Origin of the sequence: Arthrobacter sp. JUb119 (genome assembly GCF_024807995.1) — a bacterium.
Lineage (GTDB): Bacteria > Actinomycetota > Actinomycetes > Actinomycetales > Micrococcaceae > Glutamicibacter.
Genome location: NZ_JANUFE010000002.1, coordinates 90,929 through 114,059, shown reverse-complemented (window position 1 = coordinate 114,059; position 23,131 = coordinate 90,929). Strand labels below are relative to the sequence as shown.

At 61.3% G+C, this 23,131-nt stretch carries 19 protein-coding genes; 7 read left to right on the top strand and 12 right to left on the bottom strand.

Annotation, left to right across the window (positions count from 1 at the left end):
• The first annotated feature begins 25 nt into the window (after nucleotides 1-25).
• Nucleotides 26-1,021, top strand: coding sequence for an adenosine deaminase (locus tag M2368_RS06560; RefSeq protein WP_498724221.1), 996 nt, complete (start codon nucleotides 26-28; stop codon nucleotides 1,019-1,021).
• A gap of 116 nt (nucleotides 1,022-1,137) precedes the next feature.
• Here M2368_RS06560 and M2368_RS06555 read toward each other — a convergent pair whose 3' ends face one another.
• The 5 genes from M2368_RS06555 to M2368_RS06535 form a co-directional block, all read right to left on the bottom strand.
• Nucleotides 1,138-1,947 carry a putative hydro-lyase gene (locus M2368_RS06555; protein ID WP_105657372.1) on the bottom strand — a complete coding sequence of 270 codons (810 nt, stop codon included), beginning with the start codon at nucleotides 1,945-1,947 and terminating at the stop codon, nucleotides 1,138-1,140.
• Nucleotides 1,948-1,960: 13 nt separating this feature from the next.
• Entirely contained in the window at nucleotides 1,961-3,178 is a 1,218-nt protein-coding gene (locus tag M2368_RS06550; protein ID WP_105657371.1) for an NRAMP family divalent metal transporter, read from the bottom strand.
• Nucleotides 3,179-3,473: 295 nt separating this feature from the next.
• A complete protein-coding gene (locus tag M2368_RS06545) occupies nucleotides 3,474-5,369 on the bottom strand; it encodes a BCCT family transporter (RefSeq protein WP_181148832.1) in 1,896 nt (631 codons plus the stop codon).
• A gap of 357 nt (nucleotides 5,370-5,726) precedes the next feature.
• A complete protein-coding gene (purH, locus tag M2368_RS06540) occupies nucleotides 5,727-7,397 on the bottom strand; it encodes a bifunctional phosphoribosylaminoimidazolecarboxamide formyltransferase/IMP cyclohydrolase (protein WP_498724220.1) in 1,671 nt (556 codons plus the stop codon).
• Nucleotides 7,398-7,494: 97 nt separating this feature from the next.
• Complete coding sequence (locus M2368_RS06535; protein ID WP_498724219.1) at nucleotides 7,495-8,271, bottom strand: hypothetical protein; 777 nt, start codon at nucleotides 8,269-8,271, stop codon at nucleotides 7,495-7,497.
• A gap of 148 nt (nucleotides 8,272-8,419) precedes the next feature.
• Between M2368_RS06535 and M2368_RS06530 the strand changes: the two genes are divergently transcribed.
• On the top strand, nucleotides 8,420-9,757 hold the full coding sequence (locus M2368_RS06530; RefSeq protein WP_402735694.1) for an MFS transporter: 1,338 nt from the start codon (nucleotides 8,420-8,422) through the stop codon (nucleotides 9,755-9,757).
• Between the two features lie 49 nt (nucleotides 9,758-9,806).
• Here the strand turns inward: M2368_RS06530 and M2368_RS06525 are convergent, their stop codons facing one another.
• Complete coding sequence (locus M2368_RS06525; RefSeq protein WP_498724217.1) at nucleotides 9,807-10,376, bottom strand: TetR/AcrR family transcriptional regulator; 570 nt, start codon at nucleotides 10,374-10,376, stop codon at nucleotides 9,807-9,809.
• A gap of 207 nt (nucleotides 10,377-10,583) precedes the next feature.
• Between M2368_RS06525 and M2368_RS06520 the strand changes: the two genes are divergently transcribed.
• Both M2368_RS06520 and M2368_RS06515 read left to right on the top strand, forming a co-directional pair.
• Nucleotides 10,584-11,252 (top strand): histidine phosphatase family protein, encoded by a 669-nt coding sequence (locus M2368_RS06520; RefSeq protein ID WP_498724216.1) that lies wholly within the window; start codon nucleotides 10,584-10,586, stop codon nucleotides 11,250-11,252.
• 108 nt (nucleotides 11,253-11,360) lie between these two features.
• Nucleotides 11,361-14,381, top strand: a complete 3,021-nt coding sequence (locus tag M2368_RS06515) for an alpha-mannosidase (protein WP_498724215.1) — start codon at nucleotides 11,361-11,363, stop codon at nucleotides 14,379-14,381.
• Between the two features lie 195 nt (nucleotides 14,382-14,576).
• Here the strand turns inward: M2368_RS06515 and M2368_RS06510 are convergent, their stop codons facing one another.
• Together M2368_RS06510 and purN are read right to left on the bottom strand one after the other, a co-directional pair.
• Complete coding sequence (locus tag M2368_RS06510) at nucleotides 14,577-16,091, bottom strand: SDR family NAD(P)-dependent oxidoreductase (RefSeq protein ID WP_498724214.1); 1,515 nt, start codon at nucleotides 16,089-16,091, stop codon at nucleotides 14,577-14,579.
• Nucleotides 16,092-16,123: 32 nt separating this feature from the next.
• Nucleotides 16,124-16,693: a phosphoribosylglycinamide formyltransferase gene (purN, locus tag M2368_RS06505; protein ID WP_133833195.1), complete on the bottom strand. Its 570-nt coding sequence runs from the start codon at nucleotides 16,691-16,693 to the stop codon at nucleotides 16,124-16,126.
• 146 nt (nucleotides 16,694-16,839) lie between these two features.
• Between purN and M2368_RS06500 the strand changes: the two genes are divergently transcribed.
• Complete coding sequence (locus M2368_RS06500) at nucleotides 16,840-17,370, top strand: DinB family protein (RefSeq protein ID WP_498724213.1); 531 nt, start codon at nucleotides 16,840-16,842, stop codon at nucleotides 17,368-17,370.
• Nucleotides 17,371-17,475: 105 nt separating this feature from the next.
• Nucleotides 17,476-18,114 carry a hypothetical protein gene (locus M2368_RS06495; RefSeq protein ID WP_498724212.1) on the top strand — a complete coding sequence of 213 codons (639 nt, stop codon included), beginning with the start codon at nucleotides 17,476-17,478 and terminating at the stop codon, nucleotides 18,112-18,114.
• Nucleotides 18,115-18,132: 18 nt separating this feature from the next.
• On the opposite strand, the gene M2368_RS06490 is transcribed toward M2368_RS06495, so the two are convergent.
• The 4 genes from M2368_RS06490 to M2368_RS06475 all read right to left on the bottom strand — a co-directional run bounded on the left by M2368_RS06490 (nucleotide 18,133) and on the right by M2368_RS06475 (nucleotide 22,026).
• Nucleotides 18,133-19,464, bottom strand: coding sequence for a cell division protein PerM (locus M2368_RS06490; RefSeq protein WP_286172070.1), 1,332 nt, complete (start codon nucleotides 19,462-19,464; stop codon nucleotides 18,133-18,135).
• A gap of 62 nt (nucleotides 19,465-19,526) precedes the next feature.
• Nucleotides 19,527-20,336 carry an aldolase/citrate lyase family protein gene (locus M2368_RS06485; RefSeq protein WP_105657358.1) on the bottom strand — a complete coding sequence of 270 codons (810 nt, stop codon included), beginning with the start codon at nucleotides 20,334-20,336 and terminating at the stop codon, nucleotides 19,527-19,529.
• On the bottom strand, nucleotides 20,321-21,106 hold the full coding sequence (hpaH, locus tag M2368_RS06480) for a 2-oxo-hept-4-ene-1,7-dioate hydratase (protein WP_105657357.1): 786 nt from the start codon (nucleotides 21,104-21,106) through the stop codon (nucleotides 20,321-20,323). Before hpaH ends, M2368_RS06485 begins: the two co-directional genes overlap by 16 nt.
• Nucleotides 21,107-21,342: 236 nt before the next feature.
• Nucleotides 21,343-22,026 (bottom strand): CE1759 family FMN reductase, encoded by a 684-nt coding sequence (locus M2368_RS06475; RefSeq protein ID WP_105661633.1) that lies wholly within the window; start codon nucleotides 22,024-22,026, stop codon nucleotides 21,343-21,345.
• A 152-nt stretch (nucleotides 22,027-22,178) separates the two neighbouring features.
• Here M2368_RS06475 and kynA point away from each other — a divergent pair, with 152 nt between their 5' ends.
• Nucleotides 22,179-23,045, top strand: a complete 867-nt coding sequence (kynA, locus tag M2368_RS06470) for a tryptophan 2,3-dioxygenase (protein ID WP_400343604.1) — start codon at nucleotides 22,179-22,181, stop codon at nucleotides 23,043-23,045.
• Nucleotides 23,046-23,131 lie beyond the last annotated feature (86 nt).

Genomic DNA, 23,131 nt, shown 5'->3' with positions numbered 1-23,131 from the left:
CCCTGCTTGGAAGGTCGCACCACCCGTGAAATTGCCTGTAGCCGAATTGCACATCCACCTTGAGGGAACGCTGGAACCAGAAATGATCATGGCGCTGGCGGCAAAAAACGGTGTTGAGCTGCCCTATGCCACCGTTGACCAGCTGCGTGCCAAGTACCAGTTCAGCAATCTGCAGTCCTTCCTCGACCTGTTCTATGCGAATATGGCGGTCTTGCGCACCGCTGGAGACTTCCACGAAATCACCGTGGCCTACCTGCAGCGCGCCCATGACTCCGGCGTGCGCCATGTGGAATTGTTCTTCGATCCACAAGCTCACATCCAGCGCAGATTGGGCCTGGGCGAGGTCATCGCCGGCATCCGTTCCGGCCTGGCCGAGGGCGCAGAACGCTGGGGGATCTCCCACAAGCTCATCGCGTGCTTCTGGCGCCATGCCCCAGCGGAAGAAGCGATGGACTTGATGAAGGTGCTGGTCGCCGAGAAGCACGATATCGATGGCATCGGCCTGGATTCCTCGGAGGTGGGTTTCCCTCCCGAGCTGTTCCAGGAAGTCTTTGCCTATGCCCGCGCCCACGGCCTGCACGTCGTTGCCCATGCGGGCGAGGAAGGCCCTGCTGACTACATTTGGCAGGCGCTGGACTTGCTGGAGGTTGAGCGCGTGGACCACGGCATCCGTTGCCTGGACGACCCGACGCTGGTTCAGCGCTTGGTCGACGAGCAGATGCCTTTGACTGTCTGCCCGCTATCCAACATCCGCTTGCGTGCGGTGGACACCATGGCCGATCATCCGTTGCCGCAGATGCTCGAAAAGGGCTTGAAAGTTTCGGTGCATTCCGATGACCCTGCCTACTTCGGCGGCTACATGGATGCCAACTTTGCCGCGCTCATGGCAAGCTTCAACTTCAGCACCGGGCAGCTGGCTACGCTGGCAAGGAATTCTTTTGAATCCGCATTCCTGGATGAAGAATCCAAGCAGGTACTGCTTGCCGAAGTCCAGGCCTGGGTTCAGCGGCAAAGCCTTTAGACATGGGAACGCGGCGGCCTCTTGGGGGAAGGCCACTGCGTTCGATCCAGGGCCAAAGGCCCTGGCGGGAACTTGGCGGCCCCCTTGGGGTGAGGCCGCCTCGTTCGGTCTATGGGCTAGGGAACCTGGTATTGGGAATCCCTGATATCCGTAATGAGCATGTGCCCCGGTGCGTGGCCGATGGCCAAAGCCGGGCGGGACTCCATCACGGCTGCCTGCGGCGTGACGCCGCAGGCCCAGAACACCGGAATCGTCCCTTCCGGGATCTGCACTGCATCTCCGAAGTCCGGTGACCCCAGATCTGCTATGCCCAGCTCTTGGGGGTTCCCGATATGCACCGGAGCCCCGTGCACAGCTGGATAGCGCGAGGTAATGCGTACCGCGTCGGCAACCTGCGAGGCAGGAATCGGACGCATGGAGACCACCATCGGACCGGACATCGTGCCTGCCGACTGCGAGCGGATATTGGTCTTGTACATTGGCACGTTCACGCCCTGGTCGATATGCGCGATGGAAATGCCGCTTTCCATCAGTGCGCTCTCGAAGGTGAACGAGCAACCGACAATGAAGGTCACCAGATCATCACGCCAGTACATGGACAGGTCGGTGGGCTCATCCACCTTGACCCCGTTTTCGTAAACCATGTACTTCGGCACGTCGGTACGGATGTCCCCGCCTGCCAGCAACTCGTTGCTGGTCTGCCCCGCCTCCAGGACACCGAGGATCGGGCAGGACTTGGGGTTGCGCTGGGCAAAGAGCAGCACATCGAAGGCCAGTTCCCGTGGAACGATGATCAGATTTGCCTGCGCATATCCAGCGCTGATCCCGGCGGTAGGCAGCACCTGCCCGGCACGGAACAATTCGCGAGCTTCGCTCGGGGCCATCGCCGCACGTTCGGAATGCCCGAGATTCTTCAAGTCCTTCATGGTTGCTTGGCTCCTAGCCGTTCCAGAGGGCTGCCAGACCCGAAATCGAGTTCCAGCCGAGGTACACGCTGAGCAGCCAGGTCAAGGCGCCGATGACCAGCAGGGCCTTGGGGTAGTTGTATCCGTTCATCAGGTCGCGGCGGCGCCATGCGACCCAGAGCAGTATTGCGAAGCCCACCGGAAGGATCAGACCGTTGAAGGCTCCGGCGAAGATCAGCAGGGTTGCCGGCGCCTTGCCCAGGAACAGGTAGATGATCCCGCAGACCACGATGAAAGCCACGGTGATCAGGTTGCGGGTGCGCTCCGGGGTGGTGCGCTTGGTGATGAAGGAAACCGAAGTGTAGGCGGCACCGATCACACTGGTCAGCGCAGCGGCCCAGAGGATGACGCCGAAGGCACGGATGCCGATGGGGCCCGCGGCGTGGCCGAAAGCTTCGGCAGCCTTGTTGTCGCTGGTCAGCGCTACGCCTCCAGCCACAACGCCGAGGATCGCCAGGAAGAGCAGTACGCGCATGACACCGGTGACGATAATTGCCAGCGTCGAAGTGCTGGAGATCGCCTTGACATGCTCCACGCCCGATGTGCCCGAATCGATCATGCGGTGGGCGCCGGCGTAGGTGATGTAGCCGCCAACGGTGCCGCCGATCAGGGTGGTGATGATCAAGAAATCGATCTTCTCGGGGAGCACCACGTTGCGGATCGCATCGCCCACCGGTGGGGCAGCGACAATTGCCACGTACAGCATCAGCAGGATCATGACGGCTCCCAGCATCACCACAATGCGGTCCAATGCCATGCCGGCTTTCTTGGAAAGGAAGACCAGAATGGCGATGGCCGCGGAGATGGCGCCGCCAATTTTGGCGTCAACACCCAGCATGGCGTTCAGCCCCAGGCCTGTGCCGGCGATATTGCCGATGTTGAAGACCATGCCGCCGATGAATACCAGTGCGGCCAGTACCCAACCGATGCCAGGGACGACTTTGTTGCCCAGTTCCTGGGCACGCATTCCGGATACCCCGATCACGCGCCAGACGTTCAGCTGGACCGCGATGTCCACAAGGATGGAGACGACAATGGCGAAGGCGAAGGCCGCGCCAATTTGGACCGTGAACTCTGTGGTCTGGGTGATGAAGCCCGGTCCGATGGCGCTGGTGGCCATCAGGAACATGGCGCCTAGGAGCGCCGTGCGCCGCGCCTTGCTGCTTTGGGATGTTGACTCAGGAAGTGCCATGATGACGTTCCAATGCGATAGTGGTGACAGCTGTCACAGAATCAATGTAACGCACAAGACAATACAGGTTGTTGAACAACTATTGCAACGGGTTGTTCAACAATTTTCGAATTTTTGCGCTTTTAAATTACTGTGGCAGCTCACCCGCATGCCGGTTCAGCTGAAAACGCCAATATGAAGGTGATCAGGGCTCCGTGCGGCGATCAGGCAAATGGGGCCGCGCGGGCCTTCGATTACTCGGTGCCCTGCCCGGCCCCAAAGGTTTCTTGCCGCTGCATCCCAGGAAGCGCAGCGTTCAGGACTGCTTCGAATCGCCAAGCTCCTCGTGCTTGGCCTCGATTCCCTTAGGCGTCGCGGACTCATCGGTCAGTTCCTTTTTCACTTCCACGATATCCAGCACTCCGGTATCCGTGTACCACTCGGTTAGCGCCGGGTCATCGCTTTCGAAGTCCGCGCCCGCACCTTCCTCCTCGGGCACTGCGGCCACGCCGAAGACGAAGTCATCGCCATGCTCGTCGATGCCCCGGCGGACACCGCCGCGGATCGCCTCGACCGCATAGCGGTGGCGGATCATCAGCGGATCATTGCTCAGGTCCATGGCCCAGGAGATCATCACGCCGATCAGGATCACGGTGAACGGCAAGGCGCAGGTTACCATGATCGACTGCAAGCCAGACAGCGCGTTGCGTCCGCCGGCCAGCAGCAGAAACATGGCAATCAGGCCGAGGGCGACAGCCCACACAATGGTCACGGGCTTGGAGGGCTCGGGTCGACCGGACTGGGACATCGAGCCCATGACATTGGCTGCGGAATCCGCTGCCGTCACGAAGAACACCAGAATTGCCACCAGACAGACCACCCACATCACCGGGCTGAAGGGAAGATTCGAGAGCAGATCGAACATGACATTCTCACCTGAGTTCTTCACCTCCATGTCTTGCCCGGTCATCCGCATCCAGATGGCACTGCCACCGAAAACGACGAACCAGATGATGGAAATCGCGGCCGGCACAAAGACCACCACGGTCACGAATTGGCGCAGGGAGCGGCCCTTGGAAATCTTTGCAATGAACATGCCCACGAATGGCGACCACGAGATCCACCATGCCCAATACAGAGTCGTGTAGGCGGTCAAGTATTCCTTCTGCACCTCGCCCTGACTCGCGGCAACGGTAAGCATCTCAGGCAAGTTGCCGATCAGGGCAATCAGTGAGGTAGGAACCAAGTCCAGGATGAAGACCGTGGGTCCGGTGACCAGCACGAACAAGGCCATGGCTACGACGAGGGTCATATTCGCATTAGAAAGCAGGCGAATGCCCTTCTTGATGCCGGCTACGGCCGACAGCGTGAAGACCGCGGTCAGAATGCTGATCACGACGACAACATATCCGTTGCCCAGCTCCAGCCCGGTAATGATGTTCGTTCCGGTACGAATCTGCAGCGCGCCGATGCCCAGCGAGGTTGCAGTGCCGAACAGGGTCACCAGCACCGCGAAGATGTCGATGATCTTGCCCAGGACCTTGTTATTTCCTCCGGGGAATACCGGTTCGAAGAGCGAGGAGATCAGAGGCAGGCGACCGCGACGGTAGGACGCATACGCCAAGGCTCCGCCCACCAACGCATAGATGCACCATGCGAAGCTGGCTTGATGCAAAATCGAGTCGGTCATGGCTGGAAGCACCGCTGCCGCGGATTCCGCTTCGGCAGTTGTCGAAGGCGGCGGCGTGATGAAGTGGCTCAACGGCTCAAGCGGGCCGTAGAAGATCAAGCCAATGCCCAACCCCGCAGCGAAGAGCATCGAAATCCAGGAAATTGTCGAGAACTCGGGAACGCTGTCATCGGCGCCGAGGCGGATCTTCCCCGTCGGACCATAGCCGACCACCAGCATGAAAATGACGATTCCAACCACGGTGAGATTGAAGAGCCAGCCGAAGTTTTCCACGACCCAGCTCTGCATGGTCGTTCCCACCAGGTTCAGATTGCTCGGCGCGAAAATGGCCCAGACCAAGACCGCGGTTGAAACCAGCAACGCCACAACGAAGACGCTGCGGCGCGTCGAAAACTTGATTCCGGTGTCCTCAACGCTGATCCCCGGAATCAAACCTGGGTGGATCCCAAATGCTGGTTCCTTCGCGACACCGCGCAATGCGTTCTTAACCTTGTTGGCCTTCTTCCCCGAACTTTCTTGCATATCTGGAGAAGCCGAAGAAACTTCTCCAGACCTGTCTGCTGAACTTCTTGGACGTGACTTATCAGTATCCATAACTTCACATAATATTGCGTCGGACCCGATTAATTCCATTCCACCTGCTCGACCCCCGAAGAGAACCCTACCCATTAGGCTGTTCAGAAACTGGCATTCTCCCTAGGCAATCAGATGGATTAGTCGATTTGCCGCTTTGCACCGAGGACGGGAGCAGAGCCCGCATACGGCGGCCGTCATAGTGAGCTTGGTGCCTATCTGCTGGCAGCTTGCCAGCAAGCGAAGAAGGCTGCTGCTAAGACATTTGGATGTCTTGGCAGCAGCCTTCCTCACGACGCGGATCGACTAGTGGAAGAAGTGGCGTGCACCGGTGAAGTACATCGTGATACCGGCTTCGTTCGCTGCCGCGATGACTTCCTCATCGCGCACCGAACCACCGGGCTGCACGACAGCCTTCACTCCGGCATCGATCAGGATCTGCAGGCCGTCGGCGAATGGGAAGAACGCATCCGAAGCGGCCACGGAGCCCACGGCACGCTGTTCCGAAGCAGCCGCGTCAGCGTTCTCAGCGCCACCGGCTGCATCCGCGCCGGACTCGACCTTCACGCCCAGGGTGTTGGCACGTTCCACGGCCAGCTTGCAGGAGTCGATGCGGTTGACCTGGCCCATGCCGATGCCCGTTGCTGCACCATTCTTGGCCAGCAGAATCGCGTTGGACTTGGCAGCGCGCACGGCGCTCCAGGCGAATTCCAGATCTGCCAAGGTAGCAGCGTCAGCTGCTTCGCCGGCAGCAAGGGTCCAGTTCCCCGGGTTGTCGCCCTCGGCGTCGATCTTGTCGCCGGCCTGGACCAGCATGCCACCGCTTACCTGGCGGAACTCGTTCTTGTTGCGGCCATAGCCTTCTGGCAGGGCCAGCAGGCGGATGTTCTTCTTGGCGGAGAGGATCTGCACCGCTTCGGCCTCGAAGTCCGGGGCAATGACTACCTCGGTGAAGATGCCCTTGACGGTTTCTGCCATTTCCCTGGTGACCGTGCGGTTGGCGGCGATGACGCCGCCGAATGCGGACACCGGGTCGGTAGCGTGGGCCTTGCGGTGCGCATCAGCGATTGGATCTGCAGCGTCATCCGAAGCGACGGCCACACCGCAAGGGTTGGCGTGCTTGACCACAGCCACAGCCGGCTTCTCGAAGTCGTAGGCGGCACGCAGTGCTGCATCTGCGTCCACGTAGTTGTTGTAGCTCATTGGCTTGCCGTGCAGCTGATCAGCCTGGGCGATGCCGGCTGGAGCGGCTTCGTCAACGTAGAGTGCTGCCTGCTGGTGCGGGTTTTCGCCGTAGCGCAGCACATCGGCTCGCTGCAGGGCCACGCCTGCGTAGGCTGGCCAGTCGATGACGCCGTCGCCGTCCTCATCCAGGAACTGGCTTGCGGTCCACGAAGCTACCGCGGTGTCGTAGGCTGCGGTGTGAGCGTAGGCCTTGGCGGCCAGGCGCTGGCGGGTCTTCAGATCGAAGCCGCCCTCGGCTGCTGCTGAGATGACCTGCGGGTAGAAAACTGGATCAACCACGATGGAAACGGCGGCGTGGTTCTTCGCTGCCGAGCGGACCATGGCTGGGCCCCCGATGTCGATCTGCTCGACGACTTCATCCTGCGAGGCACCCGAGGCGACGGTCTGCACGAAGGGGTACAGGTTCACCACCACCAGGTCGATCTGCTCGATATCCATCGTGGAGAGGGTGTCCATGTGCTCGGTGACGCGGCGGTCCGCAAGGATGCCGCCGTGGATGCGCGGGTGCAGGGTCTTGACGCGGCCATCGAGCATTTCAGGGGAACCGGTCACCTGCTCGACCTCGGTCACGGGAATTCCAGCGGCAGCGATTTTCTTGGCTGTGGATCCGGTGGATACCAGCTGCACGCCTGCGGCGTGCAATCCAGCGGCCAGCTCCTCCAAGCCGGTCTTGTCATAGACGGAAATCAGTGCGCGACGGATAGCGACTTTGTCCAGCACGGTCTTACTCACGAAATTTTTCTCCCGGCGGTGAGAATGAATGGGGCGGGCAGCGCAGAGGCCACCGCCTTCATTCTAACCAAGGAAGGCACCGGAATTTCAGTTCGTGTCAAGCCCCTTCCGGCAATGAGGAAAGGTGCGGGAAATATGAAGAAAGCTGCTTGTCAGTCAGGCAAAGCTGCAGAAGTTTTTCTGCATGTTCTTCATCTGCGACATAGGCCACGAGATCTGCCTTGGTCCGTTCGCCCAACTCTTCGCGCAACGACCGGGCTACCGCAACCAGCGTGTGATAGTAGCGCTTAATAGTAGGTTCCCAGCCATCACGCGCTGCCAGTCCGGTCATCGCCTCGGACCATAGCGTGGCCGCGGGATCTTCGCATAAATCAATGGATGACCAGTGCCAATCGCTGGGTTCCCACTTATCCGAGTAGAAGCTCTCCTCGTCGCTGTCTTCCAGATCCGCTTCCAAGGAGGCCAAGACATCGTCGAGATCTTCCCCGTCGGAATCCTCGTCATCCGGCTCGTCTTCGTCTTCATCATCGGAATCCGTGATCAGCAGCGAATCGTCTTCCAATGTGACGGTTTCAGGTTCAAGGCTTCCATCGCCGTCGGCATCGGGACGGTCCTCGTAATCGGCAGGCTCATCGGCGTCTTCACCGCGTTCCACCAATTGCTCGCGAGACTCCGTGAGGCGATCTCGTTCCAGGGCCTGCACCGAGTTCAAGGCCAGCAACGGCATGGCGATGCTTTCGCTTTCCTCGGTGCTGACTCCATGCAAGGCAATGGCATAGAAGTCCTGGTCGGGGTGTCCAGCTATCACTTCCGCTGCGTGTCGAAGGGCAGTCACCCGTATAGCCTCTTCGAGAGCGGTCCAATCTACTCCCATGTCCAGAGATTACCCCCTTGCCGGCGCAGACAACAGGCCTTGACGTGGCGGGAGAAGAAGCGTAGAGAGCTACACCTGCAACCTGGTTTTCGGCTATGCTTCACGCGGTACAAACCATTTCTGCTCGCACACCGAAAGGTGCACCACTGTGTCTTCCGCACCCCTGCCTTCTGGCACATCGATCGTGCAAGAGCTGCCGTTCAAATGGAAGGTGCAGGGCACCATTTTCATTATCGGCGGACTCGGCTTCATGTTCGATGCCTGGGACGTGACCCTCAACGGCGCGTTGATTCCATTGGTCGCCGAAGAGTGGGGGCTTGACCGTCCCACCGCGGCCTTGCTGGGCACTTCCAATCTGGTGGGCATGGCCCTGGGCGCCTTCCTCTGGGGCGGGATCGCCGACCGCTATGGACGCAAGAACGCCTTCAGCCTGACGCTTCTGATGTTCTCGCTATTCACCATCCTCGGCGCGCTGTCCCCGAATTTCGGCTTCTTCGTCGCCTTCCGCTTCCTGGCCGGCGTCGGCCTGGGAGGCTGCATCCCGGTGGACTATGCGCTCGTCGGCGAGTTCACCCCTGCCAAGCTGCGCGGACGCGTGCTCACCGCCATGGATGGCTGGTGGCCGGTGGGCGCGGCACTGTCCTTCTTCGTTTCCGGGTGGGTGATGGCCACCGCCGATAATTGGAGGCTGATCCTGGCGGTCATGATCCTGCCCGCGTTCATGGTGTACCTGGTACGACGCTCCATGCCCGAATCCCCGCTGTTCTTGGCAGCCAAGGGCCGCGACGCCGAGGCCCGTGCGGTCATCGACCAGCTCGTGGAACGCACCGGGGCCACTGAGCGCGAGTACGTAATTGCACCTGTGGAATTGGAAAAGGCTCCGCGCTGGTGGGAGCAGGTCGCTTCGCTGTGGCGGTACTCCTGGAAGATCACCGCCACCAGCTGGCTGCTGTTCATGACCATTTTGCTGGTCTACTACCTGGCCTTGACCTGGTTGCCATCGATTCTGACCGAGGCCGGAATGGCCCAGTCAGCGTCGTTCTTCGCTACCGCGGTGATGGCCCTGATGGGGCTGGTGGGCGTTGTTCTGGCAGCATTGCTGGTGGAGCGGGTTGGCCGTAAATGGCTGCTGGCGATCTCCGCGCCAATCTCAGGCATCGTGCTTGTGATCGTAGCCCAGAACCTGCATATCCCAGCGACCGCGATCGCCTGGGTGCTGGTCTTTGGCGTGGTGGTCCAGGTCGCTATTCCGGTGCTGTATGCCTACGTTTCCGAGCTGTACCCCACCGAATTGCGCGCCAGCGGTTTCGGCTGGGCCTCGACCATGTCCCGCTTTGCCGCCGGCTTCGGTCCCCTGCTCTTCGCGGCCCTGTGGCCAGTGGTCGGGCTGGGCTGGCTCTTTGCCGGCGCGACTGCGCTGGTGCTGGTAGCCGTCGTCTTCATGTCGCGATTCGCTCCAGAAACCCGCGGCATGAGTTTGGATTAAGGATCATCTGCCAGCGGCGAATGCCAGCACCTTCTGGTGCTGGCATTTGCTAGTCCTGCGTAGTTTGCGGGCGCAAGCCATCGCGCATGATCTGCACGATGCGGTCCTCCAAACCAGGTTGGCTCTTGCTGAAGGCCCGCGGCAGTGGACGGGTCATGGCCCCGATGGTGGCAATCAGTTCTATCTCCGTTACGTCTTTGCGGACCAAATTCGCGTTTTTGGCCAAGTCCAAGGCGGAGTGCAGGGACTGGCCGGCCTGTGCCTGGACCTCCAGAATGCGGGGGCTGATCTTCTTTGGCAGTTGCAGCCCGAGTGCTTCGCTCAGTGCCCCGAGATTCTGCTGGACCAGCGTGCCAAGCAGAACTTCCCAAGCGTCCGTGTCGCCGTCTTCAAGCCGCTGAACCGCTGATTGGGAAGCGATTCGGATATCCCCAAGCGTGCCGAGGGTGACTTCTTCAACCAGCGCATTCCGGTCAGCAAAGTTTCGATACAGTGTGCCGATGCCCACTCCGCTGGCCTCTGCAATAGTTTCCATCGCAATCTGGGCGCCGTGTTCTGCAAATAATTCACGAGCTGCTCGAAGGATGTTCTCACGTCGCCGAAGAGCATCTGAACGCATGAGTGGAATCCGATCTGAAGGAAATTCTGGCGCACGACTTGCCACCTGACGATTTCACGATAGCGGACAGGCAGTGCTCTGACGAAGCGGAAATCAACTTTCCAGAACTAAAAGTTTGCTCCCCGCGCCCGCGCCCAGCCATTCCGCATTTCCAGAAACCGTGCTATCCCTAGGATCTAGAACCTCAAGGCCAAGGAATCCTCGGATATGCGTTTTCAGCTCATCAGGCACGGACAAACCCCATCGAATGTTGCCGGGCAGCTTGATACCGCTTACCCGGGTGCCAGCCTCACTCCGCTGGGGCATCGCCAGGCTCGTGCCCTGCCGCAGGCATTCAGTGGCGGGCAGCTGCAGTCCATCTATGCCTCGACGCTGAACCGCACGCAGCTGACGGCCCAGCCATTGAGCGAATCCACCGGACAGAAGCTGCAGGTCATTGACGGCCTCGAGGAGATTTCAGCCGGGACCTTGGAGATGCAGGCCGACGAGGCCTCACGCTATGCCTACGGCATGTGCCTGCATTCGTGGATGCATGGCGACTGGGAGCAGAAGATGTCCGGCGGGCCGAACGGCTACGACTTCATTGAAAGATATTCCAAGGCCCTGGAAACCATCGCCCGGGCACAGGACTACTCCGGCACGGTCGCGGTATTCAGCCATGGTGCCGCCATTCGCGTCTTCAGCGCATGGGCTACGAAGATGGCGCCTGCCGATGCCGCAGAGCTGCATATCGAGAATACCGGTGGCTCCTTGCTGGAATTGGGCATCGGCGGAACGTGGGCCTTGGAACGGTGGAATCCACAACCGCTCGGTGGCGACTTCGTTCGCGATGTTCTCACCGAGGACGTAACGGGTGGCGAGGACGGCATCCCCTGAGTACCCCGCTCCACCGGGGATCGCGAGTTGCACCAACTCAGCATCTATTTTTTCGGTAGTCTGGCAGGGGAGCTCATTTTCCGCTGAGCGCACAAACGGAAGGCCCTCATGCACGACGACATTTCCCTGACCACCGGACGCGTCCGCCGCGTTCTGACCGAACGTATCCTTCCAGCGATATATTCGGAAACCATGCCATTGGCCCTCTCCTGGCACGAATTGCCAGGAGAGCCGATAGCTCCTGCGCAGGGCCTTGCACTGGACTACCAGCCCACAGAGGTTGGTACCCCGTGGGGCGCGGCCTGGGGCACCACATGGTTCCATTTGCAGGGCCAGGTTCCGGCGCATTGGGCCGGACGCCGGGTGGAAGCCGTGATTGATCTGGGATTTGACGTCAACATGACCGGCTTCCAGTGCGAGGGCCTGGTTTACCGGCCGGACGGCATCACCATCAAGGCGATCAACCCGCGCAACCAGTGGGTGCCCATTGCCGGTCAGGCCGAAGGCGATGAGGTCATCGACTTGTACCTGGAAGCGGCATCCAACCCGGTGCTGCTGGACTACCACCCGTTCCTCCCCACCGAGCAGGGCGATATCCTTACCTCGTCTTCGCGCCGGCTGTACACCACCCGCCGCATGGACCTGGCGGTCTTTGAATCCGTAGTACACGAGTTGTCGCTGGATCTGGAAGTGCTGCTGGATCTGCAAGAGCAGCTGCCGGCCGGCCCGCGCAAGATGCAGATCCTGCAGGCCATGGACAACGCGTTGGACGTGCTCGACCTGCAGCGGATTACCGAGACCGCACAGGCCGCCCGCAAGGAGCTGGCAGAGGTCCTGGCCGCCCCAGCCGAGCACAGCGCGCACCAGATTTCCGCGATCGGCCACTCGCATATCGACTCGGCCTGGCTGTGGCCGCTGCGCGAAACCATCCGCAAGGTCTCCCGCACCTGCTCCTCGATGGTGGAGCTGCTGGGCGACGAGGAAGAATTCCTCTACGGCATGTCCAGCGCCCAGCAGTACAAGTGGCTCAAGACCCATCGCCCCGAGGTCTGGGATCGGGTGAAGAAGGCCATTGCCGACGGGCGCTTCCTGCCGCTGGGCGGCATGTGGGTCGAGTCCGATACCGTGATGCCCTCGGGTGAATCGCTGGTCCGCCAGTTCCTCTACGGCCAGAAGTTCTTCCGCGACGAATTCGGCATCGCTTCAAAGGGCGTATGGCTGCCCGATTCCTTCGGATACTCCCCTGCCCTGCCCCAGCTGATGCGCCGGGCCGGCTTCGAATGGTTCTTCACCCAGAAGATCTCCTGGAACCAGCAGAACAAATTCCCGCACCACACCTTCGATTGGGAAGGCATCGACGGCTCGCGCGTATTCAGCCACTTCCCGTCGATGGACACCTACAACTCGCAGCTCTCCGGGCAGGAAGTCGCCAAGGCCTCGCGCCAGTTCCGCGAAGCCCGGCTTGCCAACAACTCCATCGCACCGGTCGGCTGGGGCGATGGCGGCGGCGGCACCACCCGGGAAATGACCGGCAAAGCCAAGCGCCTGGCCAACCTGGAAGGCAGTGCCAAAGTCCGGTGGGAACACCCGAACGACTTCTTCGACCGGGCCAAGGCCGAGGTGCCCAACCCTCCGGTATGGGTGGGAGAGCTCTACCTGGAGCTGCACCGCGCCACGCTGACCAGCCAGCACCAGACCAAGTCGGGCAACCGCCGCACCGAGCAGCTGCTGGTCGAGGCCGAACTGTGGGCAGCCACCGCAGCCATCCGCACCGGGGCCGAATACCCGTACGAGCAGCTCGACGAACTGTGGGAAACCGTGCTGCTCCACCAGTTCCATGACATCCTGCCCGGCACCTCCATCGCCTGGGTGCACCGCGAAGTGGTGGCACGCTACGCCCAGGTCATCGAGCAGGCCGAGGCGCTGATCCGCGCCGCCCAGCAGCAGCTGGCTGGCGAGGGCTCCACCCCTATTGCATTCAACGGTGCGGCGTTCACGCGCAATAACCTGGCCTTCGGCCAGGCCAAGGAAGTGGAAGCCGTTCCTGTTTCCGCGGTCCGGGCAACGGCAGCCGATGGCGGCTACATCCTGGATAACTCGGTCATCCGGGTGGCGGTCAATGCCCAGGGCCTGATTGCCTCCGCGGTGGATCTGGCTACCGGCCGTGAAACTATTGCCGAGGGCCAGGAAGCGAACCTGCTGCAATTGCACCAGGACTTCCCGAACATGTGGGATGCCTGGGACGTGGACAAGTACTACCGCAACCAGGTCACCGACCTGCGCGAGCTCGATAGCCTGGAGCTGTCATCGCGCGAGGACGGCAGCCAGGTCATCACGATTGCCCGCAGCTTCTCCAAATCCACGCTGGTCCAGGAACTATCGCTGGCGCCAGGCTCGCGGACCGTGCAGATCTCGCAGAGTACCGATTGGCATGAGGCAGAGAAATTCCTCAAGGTCGCCTTCCCGCTGGATATCCGTGCCGAGCATGCAATTGCCGAAACCCAGTTCGGCTACCACAAGCGCGTTACCCACGTGAATACCAGCTGGGAAGCGGCGAAGTTCGAAACTTCCATGCACCGCTTCGTGCTAGCCGAGGAACCCGGCTTCGGCGCGGCACTGGTCAATGATTCCATCTACGGATTCGATGTCACCCGCGATGCCAAGGACGCGGCCGTCACGACAACCATGCGCCTGTCATTGCTGCGCGCCCCGCGCTTCCCGGATCCTGAAACCGACCAAGGCCTGCAGGCCCACCGCTACGGTTTGGTCATCGGCGCGGACGTGGCCCTGGCAACAGAAGCCGGCGCCTTGCTCAACAGCGCAGAGCGCGTCGTCCAAGGCGCCCACGGCGTGGACCCGCTGGTATCGGTCACCGGCGAAGGCCTGGTGATTTCCAGCGTGAAGCTGGCTGCGGACCACTCCGGCGATTTGGTGGTGCGGGTCTATGAATCCCTGGGGCGCCGTGCCAGCGGCAGCCTGTTGGTCAACGCGCAGGCCTTGTCTGCAGCCACCGCGAGCCTGCTGGAAGATGAGCTGGCGGGGCAAGTCCTCGAGCTTTCCGATGGTGCAGTGCCGCTGAAGCTGGGCGCTTTCGAAGTGCGCACCCTGCGCTTCGCCCTGGCCAGGTAACCGCGGGTTCCGGGGCTGGACCTTCGCACGCCATGGCGTGCGAAGGGCCAGCCCCGCTGCAATCCACGGTCCTGGCTTGCGGGAATCACTGGATCAGTCTCCCGTCCGGAGCAACCGCATATCCGACCCCGCCTACGCCCTGGCCGTTGGTATCACCGGGCTTGGCGTCCTAGCCGGGGAGGATTCCGCCGACCCCTACCAGGGCGATGGCTCATAGTCCTTGAGGAAGCAGCCAAACAGGTCAATGCCGCGTTCCCCGTCAACGATCGGCTGGTACACCCGGGCCGCGCCATCAATCAGGTCCAAGGGGGCGTGCCATCCGTCGGCAACTTTCCGGACCTTCGCATCATGCGGGCGCTCATCGGTGATCCACCCGGTGTCCACCGCGCTCATGAGGATCCGGTCGGTCTTCAGCATCTCTTCCGCGCTGGTGCGGGTGAGCATGTTCAGCGAGGCCTTGGCCATATTGGTGTGCGGGTGCCCGGCCCCCTTGTAGCGGCGGGAGAACTGGCCTTCCATCGCCGAGACGTTCACGATGTACTTGCGCCGGGCCCCGCTGGCGGCCAAGGCCGGGCGCAGCCGTGAAGCGAGCAGGAACGGGGCGGTGACATTGCACAACTGCACTTCGAGCATTTCCAGGGCATCAACATCACCCAGGATCTGCGTCCAGGAATTCTCCGTCACCACGTCCGGGATCAAGCCCCCGGCATCGATTGCGGTTCCCGCTGCGATTCGTTCCAGCGATGCGGAGCCGGCCCGCATGGCCAGAACTGCCAGTTGCTGCGCATCGTAGCTTTCCGATGCCGCAGGGGCCAGCAGTGCTGATTCTTCCAGGCTGAAGGCACTGGCCAGGGCCTTGGGATGCTCGGAGGGCGGGTTCGCTTCGCCCCACAGCTCCGGTCCCCCGTTGCCAGGCAGCAACTGCGCGGCCAGGGGCTGCTGCTCGGATTCGACCAGATGCTGGTAGGAGTTGGCCGTGCGCCGCACGGTCTGGGCGGCGTTGTTGATCAGGATATCGAGCGGTCCTTCGGCAGCGACGCGGTCGGCCAGGGAGATGACCTGTGCCGGGTCGCGCAAGTCGATGCCGGCAATGCGCAGCCGGTGCATCCATTCGGCACTGTCCTCCAGTGCCGCGAAGCGCCGTGCGGCGTCCTTGGGAAAACGCGTGGTGATGGTGGTGTGGGCTCCATCGCGCAGCAGCCGCAGCGCGATGTACATGCCGATTTTGGCTCGCCCGCCGGTCAGCAAGGCGCGCTTGCCGCTCAGGTCCGCGCGCGCGTCTCTGCGTTCGCGTCCCTGTGCGGCGCAGTCAGGGCAAAGATAATGGTGGAAGGCATCCACGGTGGTGTAGCGCTGCTTGCAGATGTAGCAGCCACGCGGCTTGCGGAATTCCCCGGCGCTTGCGCTTCCGGTTGAACTGCTCAGGTCCAGGCCGAGGGTTTCGTCATCCAGCCGTTGCGGCGAGCCGGTGGCGGTGCGCTCGATCACTGCCCTGTCCGCGGCACTGATCTCGGCACGCTTTTGGGACTTGCGGTAGCGCTTGGCCGCCTTGAACATATTGCTGGTGGCCCTGCGCACGGCAATGTGCCGTTCATCCTCGGGATCCAGCTGGTGCACCACCGACAGGACCTTCAAAGCGGCGGATAGTTCTGCTTCGGTAAACAGTTCGGTTTCTGGTGCCTGCAAGGGCAGCGGCGTAGGTTCAGTCATCTCCCCACCAATTTTACGCGGTGGGCAGCGCCCTATTTTCCCTTGGCGAGATCGGCGAGCGTGGCAATGAGCAGGCGGCGCTCGACGAGCTTGATGCGCTCATGCAGCGATTCCTCGGTGTCGTGCTCTTCAATCGGCACGGCTTCCTGGCGCAGGATCGGACCGGTATCGACCCCGGCATCGGCAATGTGCACGGTGCAGCCGGTGACCTTCACGCCGTAGGCCAGCGCATCGCGCACGCCGTGGGCGCCGGGGAAGGACGGCAGCAGCGCAGGGTGGGTGTTGATGTAGGTGCCGTCGAAGGCGTTGATGAATTCCTCGCCGACGATGCGCATGAAACCGGAGGAGACAACATAGTCCGGGGCGTAGGACAAGCACTTTCCGGTGAGCGCATGGTTCCATTCGCCGCGATCCGCGTAGTCCTTGAAGTTCACGACGAACGTTTCGATTCCGGCTTCAGCCGAACGCTGCACGCCGTAGGTGCCGTGCTTATCCGCTCCCACGGCCGCAATCTCGACATTGTCCAGCTGGCCGTCGGCCACTGCATCGATGACTGCCTGGAGATTAGAACCGGTACCTGAAACTAAAACCACAATGCGCATGAATTCAATTCTACGGTTCGCCGGGGCCGGCGCTTCATCCCGGACGCAATGTTGCATGGCGTTTCGATCCGCAAGCCTTTTCCCGGCACCGTTGCCGCGCCGGCCCTAGACTGGCCGTAAGAGCGCCATTCGAAGTGGAGAAGTTGATGAGCCAGATAGTTCCCGACGGCAAGGACTGGACCGTTGTCCTGGATGCGGTGTGCGCGCAGTGCGCCGTCGATGTGCGCGGCATCTCGCCCGGCGATGCCATGGCCCAGCTTCCGGTGTGCGTGGACCGCTACATCGAGGTACTCGCGCGCCCCGATGCGCAGACCCGCACGAACCCTGCCCGCTGGAGCGACCAGGAGTACGTGGCCCACGTCGCCGAAATGCTGCAGGTGATGACCGGGCGCCTGGACCTGATGCTTGAGCACGATGACCCGGAGTTCCCCAACTGGGACCAGGACCGGGCCGCCGACGAGGGAAATTACAATTCGCTGCCTGCAGGGCAGGTCGCCGAGCTGTTGCGCGAAAGCGCCGCCCGCTACGCCGCGAAGCTGTCGAGCATCGACCCGGCGCAGTATTCCCGCCGCGGCCTGCGCTCGAACGGTGCCGCGTTTACCATTGAAACGCTGAATCAGTATGCCTGGCATGACGTCATGCATCATCTGTGGGATCTGGCTCCGCAGACCAGCTAGGCGCGCCCGACACAAACGAAGGGGCCAAATGGCAGGTGCACTGCCCTTTGGCTAGACTTCTTGGCGTACGCGCGAAAACAGTTCTACATAAGGAGCCAGGCAGTCATGCCCAAGGCATATTTCGGGAAAATTTCTGCACTGGCTTTCACCGGGCTGCTGTCCTTGACTGCGTGTTCTGCCGGGATTCCGCAGACCGGTGAATCCGCTGCTCCAGTCCCATCGGCTGAAGAATACATGCCGCTTCTGGTGCAAACGCAGGATGATGAAGACAAGCTTCCTGAAGGCTTTGAGGATACCGAGTCCTACGACGCGGAAACCCGCCACCTGCTGGCCACCTCGGACTTCGGCAGGCACTACGTCGCAGTAGGCAGCGAAGGCCAGCTGTGCATGATCGCCGTTCCCAAGCCCGTGGAAGAAGATGGCGATTACGAGATCGCCGGGACCACCTGCCCGACGATGGATTATGTGGTCCAGAACGGTATTCCGCTCAAGGTCGATGGCGGCGAAAACAGCTTCAAGACCGTCACCTACCTGATGCCGGCTGGCATCAGCGACGTGACGGTGGAGAACTCCATCTCCGAGCTTCGCGCCGAGCATCCCGAACTTGAAGCCGAGGATATCCAGGTAGTTGCCGAGAATGATTCGGTGCTGCTGGTGATGGAGGAGTCGACTGCCAGTGTGCTGGGGACGATCACCATCAACCGCCCCGATGGCGATCCGCTGGTCCTGGCCAGCCTGACCTAGGCCAACAGCGGCAAGCCTCTAGCCTTCGAGTACCGGGTCGGTCTCGAACAGCGGGGCAATCAGGTAGCCGATCGCGGTGCCCACGCCGATTTGCAGTGCCAGGGCACCTGCGGTCGCCCACATGTTCGGGCCGATCTCTACCAGTCGCCCAATGGCCAGGGAGCCGGATGACAGCCAGGAACCGATCAGGCTCAGCAGCCCGCAGACAATGCCGGTGAAGACCGCCAAGGACGCGGTCGATGCCGCCAGCGACAGGGCATTGAACGGAATGCGACGGGCAAACCAGTCTTCGAGGTGGTTCTCGCCAACGCGCAAGAAGTACCAGCCGGCCACGATGCCCGCGGCCACGGGAATCAGCAGGAACAGCCATTGATGGGCCATCTCTCCTGAAGGAAGGGAAGCCAGCATCGGAATCGACGGCAGCGGACCCACCGTGGTTTCCAAGGTGGACAGGGTGCTGCCGGTACCGATGCTGAAACCGCCACCGCTGATCCAGGACAAGACCCAGAACACTGCGTTCGGGATGAAGGACAACTGCACCGTGGTCAGCGCGGCCGAGCCGATCGGGCCGGGGCGCAGCTCCTGCGACACGTTGGCGACGTCGGTCCAGTGCACGCCCAGGTTGATGGCCAGCAGCAATCCGGAGATTCCCACGGCAGCGACATAGCCGAGGAACCCGGCCACGATCACATGCCATACGTAGGATCCGGCCCAGCGGCGATGCGGTGAGATCCGCTGGATATAGGCGGCCGTATCGACACCGAAAAGGCGAGCCCAGGAGCCTGCTTCGCGCCGCGCGCCAATGATCAGGCCCACGAGCGCGATGATCAGCGGAATGAAGGTCGCCGCGATGATATTGACCCGCGCATGCGCGTTATTGGCGAGGAACCCGATACCGGTACCGATGGCCCCGTAGGCCACGAAGGCGCCGAGCAGCCCTTGCCAGAGCTGGTCGGTGTAGGAAGCGCGAGCGATGCGCCGTCCTGCACGCAAGCAGAACAAGAACGGCAACAGCGATAGTCCCAACGGGATCAGCGTGACCCATCCGGTCACTGAACTGGGGTCAGCTTCGGGGCCGAGATTCAGGATCTCCACCGGCACGCCGTGGATAAGCAGCCAAATGAGGCCGCCGAACTGCAAGATGGCCTCAAACGAGTCTTCGAGGAAGCCTCCGCTGAAATAGACGGCGACCAGCGGCAGGGTGATCAGGGCAAGGCAAAAGACCACGGATTGCAGTATCTCGAAGACCCCCTGCAACGCCAGGGGCATTGGCCAGCCGTTGCGCAGGCGCAACATCACTGCCTTCATGGGTTTCTTTTCGCGGCTCATCATCTTCAATGTTGCCATCATTGGCGCCGACCGGCCTCGATCGACGCGCAATGATGACCTGAAGGGTTGCCTAGAACACTGGGCTAATAGCTGTCCGGAGCAGCGCTTTGGGCCTCGGAATTGAAGCTTGCAGCCAGTGCTTCGGTGGCACGCGCCAGCAGTGCCACGTCGGCACCCACGCCGACGTAATCCGCGCCGGCGGCCATGTATTCGCGGGCGCTCTTCTGGTCGAAGGCGTTGACCCCGGCATACTTGCCTGCGGCCTTGGCGGCATTGATGGACTTGATCACCGCAGCGACCACGTCCGGGTGGCTCTGCTGGCCGATGACGCCCATGGAGGCGGCCAGGTCCGATGGACCGATGAAAATCCCGTCAACACCTTCGGTGGCAACGATTTCCTCGACGTTCCGCACCGCTTCATCCGCTTCGATTTGAACCATGATGGTGATGGTCTCATCAGCGCGGGTCAGGTACTCGGGGATGCGGTTCCAGCGAGCCGAGCGGGCCAGGGCGGAACCGACACCGCGTACGCCCTTGGGCGGGTACTGGCAGGAGGCGACGGCAGCGGCGGCTTGCTGGGCATCATTGACCATCGGGATGATCAGCGACTGCACGCCCAGGTCCAGGAACTGCTTGATCACCACCGGATCGTTGACCGCAGGGCGGACCACTGGAACGACCGGGTAGCTGCGCACGGCCTGCAGCTGGGCCAAAATGTTCTGCAGGTCGTTGGGCGAATGCTCGCCATCGATGAACAACCAATCGAACCCTGCACCTGCGCAGATTTCAGCGATCAGCGGGGAAGCTGAACAGACCCAGATGCCTGCCAACGAGTGGTCGGCGTCCTTGAGCGCATCCTTCAGCGACGGATCCGCTTCTACTCGAAATGACATGTCACAGTTCCTAGCGGTCCGTAATCGGCAAAGACGGTATCCCCTGCATTGACCCACATCGGGCGGGTGAAGGATCCGGCCAGGATGATTTCCCCGGCCTTGAGCTTGTCGCCGTGCGGGGCAATCTTGTTGGCGAGCCAGTACACGCCAGCGGCAGGGTGGTTCAGCACACCGGCTGCGACACCGGTTTCTTCGACGGTCTGGTTCTTGAACAAGATCCCGGAGACCCAACGCAAATCGATGTTCTCCGGCTTGACCGGGTTGCCGCCGATCACCATGGCACCCATGGCGGCGTTGTCGCTGATGGTATCCACAATGGTGCGGCCTTCCATCTCCACGCGGGCATCGAGGATTTCCAAAGCGGGGATGACGTATTCGGTAGCTTCGAGCACATCGAAAATGTTCGCCCTCGGGCCTTCGATGTCCTTCTTGAGCTTGAAGGCCAGCTCCATCTCCACGCGGGCACCGGTGAAGTCTTCCCACTTCAGCTTCGCGCCGGAGTCGTAGACCATGTCATCGAAGATGATTCCGTAGTCAGGCTCGGTGATTCCGGTAGCCATCTGCATGGCGCGGGAGGTCAGCCCGATCTTGCGGCCGACCAGCACGCGGCCAGCGGCTTCGGAGCGCTGGCGCCACAGGTTCTGGACCCGGTAGGAATCTTCTACCGTCATTTCTGGATAGCGTGCGGTCAGACGCGGCACGGGAGTCCGTGTCTCGCCGGCCTGGACCAGCTCATCGGCAATGGCCGTGATTGTTTCCTCGGATAGCATCGACGGCTACACCTTTCACTACTGTTCAAACCTCTTGGGGCTGCCGCCATCTCGAAGAGATGACTTAGCTCACGGTTCTTGATCGTACCGAGGTTCGAGATTGAAGGCACATCGTACTAACATTCTGCTCGACTTTTCGTGGTCCTTCGGGCTCCTTTTCGCAAAAGATTTGGCCCACCGCCATGCGCCCCGGTGCGGGTGCATGGCCGTGGGCGCAACCTGGCGGAACTGCCGACTCAGGATCCGGATTTGAGGTTTGCCAGCAACGCTTCGAAGGGCAGTGAGGAGAGTTCATCATCGGGGTCGGCGAATTCGCTGACCGAGGGAGCGATGGAACGGGTATCCCCCAAATCCGCATCAGCGGAGAATTCCCCTTCGTTCAGGGACAGCGCCAGGACGACTTCTCGCGCAACCCGGCGAGCGCGATCTGCCAGCGTGCCGGTCAACCCCTGTCCCCCGAAGTCTTCCGAAGCCGCGAAAACCGTTGTCGGCATGATGTGCGCCCTGAGGTAGGAGAAGATCGGACGCATGGCGTAGTCAACCGCGAGCTGGTGCCGCTGGGTTCCCGCGGTGGCAGCGAGCACGACCGGTTTGCCGTTGAGCGATTTAGGGTCCAGGATATCGAGGAAGGACTTGAAGAGGCCTGAGACCGAGGCCGTGAAGACCGGGGTGACGGCAACGAGCACGTCGGCATTCACCACTGCGTCGATAACTTTTTGCAGGCCCGGGGCGGCGAAACCGGTCAGCATATTATTAGTGATTTCACCAGCATGCTCACGCAGTTCGATATTGCTCACGTCGGCTTGCACGCCGGCGGCAGCTAGCTGCGCGGCAATATTCTCTCCGATTTGCTGGCCCAGCAGCGAGGAGCTCGATGGGGTTCCCAGCCCACCGCTGATGACGACTACTGACTTGCTCACTGTTCTTGCCTTTCACTATTTATATGCGTATGCATGTATCAACAGCGGGGGCGCCGGACGTATTCCCGGCATCGGCAGATCTTTTCGCCTCGTCGGCTCAATTCGGTTTTTCACTATTGTGACGGTCGCAATCTTATTGATAATATCTGCATATGAGCACTCCGAAGCCACAGACCGAGAATCAGCGCGCGATTGAAGATGGCGTCCGCACTGACTTCAAAAACACGATGTCCTACGGCGGCTACCTTGATCTGGAACGCATCCTGTCAGCGCAGCATCCGGTCAGCGTTCCCGAGCACCACGATGAAATGCTCTTCATCATCCAGCACCAGACCAGCGAACTGTGGCTCAAGCTCATGCTCCATGAACTCCTCGAAGCACGCCGCCTGCTGGGCCTCGATGACTTCGGCAAGGCCCTGAAATGCCTTGCCCGTGTAAAGCACATCCAGAAGACCCTGACCGAGCAGTGGTCGGTCCTGGCGACCTTGACGCCGCGCGAATATGCACAGTTCCGCGACTTCCTCGGCTCCTCCTCCGGTTTCCAGTCCTTCCAGTACCGCGCCGTGGAGTTCATTCTGGGCAACAAGCATGAAGGCATGCTCAAGGTCCACGAGGCAGATCCAAAGGCCCACGAGCTACTGTCCAAACTGCTTCACGAGCCAGGTCTCTACGATGTGTTCCTGGCCGCCTTATCCCGCCACGGTTACGACATTCCCGAAGAAGTGCTTGCACGGGACGTCACCAAGCCTTGGGCATTCCAGGAGGCACTGGTGCCAATATTCAAGGATATCTACGAGTCCGAGGACACCCGCTGGGGCTTCTACCAAGCCTGCGAGGACCTGGTAGACGTCGAGGACAACTTCCAGGCATGGCGCTTCCGCCACATGCGCGTTGTCCAGCGCACCATCGGATTCAAGCGCGGCACCGGTGGCTCCTCGGGCGTTGACTTCCTCAAACGCGCCCTGGACCTGACCTTTTTCCCAGAGCTGTTCGCGGTGCGTACCGAAATTGGCAAGTAGCACCTCCCTCACGGCTCTGAGCCTCGATGATTTCGAGGCGAGATGCGGAAGCGCCACCTCGATTATCCGCACGATTACCGGCCTTT